A 212-nucleotide genomic window follows, 5' to 3' on the forward strand; every position below is an offset into this window, starting at 1 on the left:
ACTGTTACGTATACTGTACCCCCTGTTGATACTAGTAAATCTTTTCCTGTGATTGTTGCTTCCTTCGCATCTTTCGCTACTGTTGCTTTTCCTAACTCTTTTCCTTCTGTTGATGCATCATATACTTTTACAACATCACCTTCAGTTACTTCACTCACTGTAATTGTATCCACAGCTCCAGCTTTATTGTTCGCTACTTTTACTGTATCCAC

The 212-nt window shown here is 38.7% G+C and carries 1 pseudogene; it reads right to left on the reverse strand.

The features are described from left to right. Positions 1-212, reverse strand: a pseudogene (locus H6481_RS28575) (IMP dehydrogenase); the annotation flags it as partial.

The sequence above is a fragment of the Bacillus sp. ME78 genome (genome assembly GCF_903970865.1).
Classification (GTDB): domain Bacteria; phylum Bacillota; class Bacilli; order Bacillales; family Bacillaceae_G; genus Bacillus_A; species Bacillus_A cereus.